The sequence below is a fragment of the Oleiphilus sp. HI0061 genome, assembly GCF_001635675.1.
Window position 1 is genome coordinate 1 of the sequence record NZ_LWFE01001092.1, and the last position, 3,424, is coordinate 3,424.

Annotated in this window: 2 protein-coding genes; one reads left to right on the forward strand and one right to left on the reverse strand. The window is 47.0% G+C overall.

Annotated features, from left to right (window positions below):
- Positions 1 to 190 precede the first annotated feature (190 nt).
- Positions 191 to 2,536: an esterase-like activity of phytase family protein gene (locus A3735_RS15580; protein WP_068509486.1), complete on the forward strand. Its 2,346-nt coding sequence runs from the start codon at positions 191 to 193 to the stop codon at positions 2,534 to 2,536.
- A 71-nt stretch (positions 2,537 to 2,607) separates the two neighbouring features.
- Here the strand turns inward: A3735_RS15580 and A3735_RS15585 are convergent.
- A partial coding sequence (locus A3735_RS15585) for an MFS transporter (RefSeq protein WP_156499705.1) occupies positions 2,608 to 3,424 on the reverse strand: 817 nt, incomplete at its 5' end.

Below are 3,424 nucleotides of genomic sequence, written 5' to 3' on the forward strand. Positions count from 1 at the left end.
TCTCTAGCCCGGCTAAATCAACTCGCCTCCTGTTTCGACTAGTCATTTTTCTATAGAAACAGGAAGGCTCCACTCCTTGCATATAAGTACCGTCACCAAAGTGACTTAAAAGAGACATAAATTTGTAGCACTCTCGAAACATAATTCCCTCTTCAGTAAAAACACCTATCGTTAAATGGAAAGGAAAATTATGCACTCTATGAATATGTTTAAGAAAACGGCTCTCGCTCTCGCCATTTCAAGCCCCCTCTTGTTAGCAGGTTGCAGCGATGACGATAAAGACTCCTCGTCAGTCAAAAACTTCAATAGAGTGGCGACTTTCCACGTATGTGAGCAGATCAATACTCAATGTAATGACGACACCGAAACCGTTGCAGAAATTGTTGCCGCAAGCACTGACGGACAAACGTTAATCTATACTGACAGCGAGCAAGAACAGCTAGGCTTCGTCGATATTTCTACTATTGAGTCTCCGGCTGCTGCAGGCACATTCGCACTCAATGGCGAGCCAACATCAGTAGCGATCAAAGGAGAGTACGCTCTCGCGGCTGTAAACACTTCAACAGACTACGTCACGGTATCGGGCGAGCTAGCTGTCATTAATATTGCGAGTAAAACTCTAGTTAGAACGATCGCTCTTGGCGGCCAACCAGACTCTATCGCAGTCAGCCCGGACAGCATGTATGCACTTGTGATTCTTGAAAACGAGCGTGATGAAGATCTAGGCGATGGTGCGCCACCGCAGCTTCCAGCTGGCGAGCTGGTTATTCTTAACCTAAGCGGTGAACCTGCTGATTGGACAAGCCAAACTCTAGACATCACCGGAATTGCTGACCTGTACGCAGCAGACCCTGAGCCAGAATATGTCGATATCAACAGTGACAATATCGCTGTTGTCACACTTCAGGAAAACAACCACATTTTATTAGTTGACCTGGAAACAGCCACGGTTAGCGCAGACTTCTCAGCGGGTACCGTTGATCTTGAAAACATCGACAACACAGAAGAAGATGCCGCCATTATTTCATTAAGCGAGAGCTTAAACGATATTCCTCGTGAGCCTGATGGCGTATCTTGGATTGACACTGAATATTTCGCCACTGCCGATGAAGGTGATTTAGACGGTGGCAGCCGTGGCTTCACAATCTTCAACAAGCAAGGTGAAGTGGTTTACTCTTCCGGCAACGACCTGGACCACATGGCAGTTCGCTTCGGCCACTACCCAGATGCTCGTTCTGGAAACAAAGGTAACGAGCCTGAGAATATCGAAGTTGCTAGCTTCGGTGGTACGCCTTACTTATTCGTCAACTCTGAACGTGCTAACCTAGTATTTGTTTACGATGTCAGTAACCCAGAGCAGCCTGTATACAAGCAAACCCTACCTGCGGGTGTGGGCCCTGAAGGTGGCTTGGCTATCCCTGATAGAAACCTACTGGTTGTCGCCAGTGAAAAAGATGATCGTGGTGATAAGTTCCGTGCGGCATTGAATATCTATCAGCGCTCTAGCGCAGATGCAAGCTACCCAACAATCGAGTCAACTAATCGAGTCGATGAGACACCCATACCTTGGAGCGCACTATCTGGTTTGGCAGCAAGCCCAACAGATGAAAACATGCTTTATTCCATCGAAGACAGCTTCTATGGTCAAAGTCGTATTTTCGGTATTGACGTCAGCACCACACCCGCTCAGCTGAACCAGGAAGTCACAATCAAAGATAGCAATAATATCTTTGCAGCCATTTCCAGAAGCGTTTTGGCAGATGATTCGGTTGATGCTGACGATGCAACACGCGTCAGTGTTTTCGATGAAGCAGACCTAGCGCTACTGATCAATGATGACAACAGCGTCAATATTGACCCTGAAGGTATAGCCGTTGCCAGCGATGGCGGTTTCTGGGTTGCTTCTGAAGGTTCAGGTACACAAGGGGATGCAGGACGACCAATCAATAGCTTGAACTTCATATTCAAAACCGATGCGAATGGCGTCATTGAAGAAGTTATCACACTGCCACAATCAGTGAATGATATTCAAGTACGCTTCGGCTTTGAAGGCATCACTGAATATAACGGTTCAGTCTATGTAGCAATTCAGCGCGCTTGGGGCGATGAAGCGAATCCACGCATTGGTGCTTACAATACGACAAGTGAGCAGTGGAGCTTCTTCTTCTACCCTCTCGATACTGCCGAGTCGCAAAATGGTGGCTGGGTTGGTTTATCTGATATCACCTCGATTGGCGACGGTAAGTTCCTAATGCTTGAGCGTGATAACCAGGGCGGCAAAGATGCAGCCATTAAGCGCATCTATGAGTTTGACGTATCTGCACTGAGCGATGGCGACACCATTAGCAAGACTCTGGTCAGAGATCTTATTGCTGAAGGTGACTTGTCTGCGCCAGGTGGAGCGACTTACGAGAAAATGGAAGGCTTAGCCGTAACTGCAGACAATACTGTTTATGTCGTCAATGACAATGACGGTGTTGATGATAGCAATGGTGAGACGCAGTTAATCAACTTAGGTAATGATTTACTAAACTAAGTGTTAAACAGGTTTAGTCTTACTTAAACAAAAGGGGCCGGTCGATTTAGACCCGCCCCTTTTTTCATGCTCTAGGCAACACTCTTAGGTTCTTTCATTCGTAATGCAACGAAAGCGGCAATCGCCAGTAGAATTCCAGCCACGATAAATGACCAGACATAGGATCCGGTACTCGCGACTATCGCTCCCGATATTTTGGTCATCACAAAACCGCCTATTCCCCACGAAGTAAACAGAAGGCCATAATTGATACCAAAGGACTTCAAGCCCCACCAACCCTTACAAAAGGCAGGAAAAAGCGCCAGATTGGTACCGTAATTAAAGCCAATAAAGGTCGCCGACAAGACAATAAAGAACGCCATCGCCCCCTCACTAGAGACGACGAATATCGCCAGAAACATATTCAAAGACTGAAGCGCCAGGAAGATTGCCAAGGCAAGGTTTTTACCCATGGCATCAGACACCACGCCAGCAATAATCCGTCCTGAGGCATTACCTACCGCCATGATGGCGACGACGATAAACGCAGCGTTACCCATACTTTGCTTCGCCATCCCAGCCACGCTACCAATCACCATTAGCCCGGCTCCAGCGCCAATAAAATACAGAAACCAGAGTTTCCAAAATGAAGCCGTTTTAATAACCAGTGATGCATCCATGGATCTTTCAGGCTCACTGCGTTGAACCGGTTCCAAGTCTTCTTGCTCTGTTTTGGCAGGCAGTTCTTTAACTACATTCTGATCCGAAGATTCTGGTTCAGCAGGAACATAGCCCTCAGGCGGATTCTTAAGAAAACGGGATAGAATGCTTAAGGCAATAAAGAATGCAGCGCCAAAAAACATCATGGTGCTTTGCAAACCCCACTCACCAACAAGGTAAGAAGCCAAG

Coding starts and splice junctions, on each gene's coding strand:
- A3735_RS15580 (WP_068509486.1), top strand. CDS start 191: ATGCACTCTATGAATATGTTTAAGAAAACGGCTCTCGCTCTCGCCATT.